The following is a 292-nucleotide window of genomic DNA, read 5'->3' on the forward strand; positions in this document are numbered from 1 at the left end:
ATTCCTTCCCGTCAATTTTGGAGCCCGTAATTGTGCAATCTGTCAACTTTGAGTTAGAGATTTGCGAATCGGTGAGGGTGCTTTTCAAGACGACGCTCTTATCGGTGACCTGGCTGTTGGTCAAAGTGGAATCCTTAAGAGTGCTGTCGAACAACTTGCTGGTGGTCAGGGCAGAACTCTCGCAGGTCGACCTTTTCGACTCAGAGCCGGTCAAAGTGCATTCAGCGGCCATGGACAGACCCACGAAGGAGCCCACCACGAACAGGAAGAACAAAGTTGTAGTAGTCGTCAT

General features: G+C 50.3%; 1 protein-coding gene. It reads left to right on the plus strand.

Features of this window, described 5'->3' with window-relative positions; translation table 11 throughout:
* Positions 1–32: 32 nt before the first annotated feature.
* The coding region (locus SAY88_RS24890; RefSeq protein WP_332635103.1) for a hypothetical protein at positions 33–292 on the plus strand (260 nt) is incomplete at its 3' end.

It is taken from the genome of Halalkalibacter flavus, from assembly GCF_036663575.1.
GTDB lineage: Bacteria > Bacillota > Bacilli > Bacillales > Bacillaceae_D > Halalkalibacter > Halalkalibacter flavus.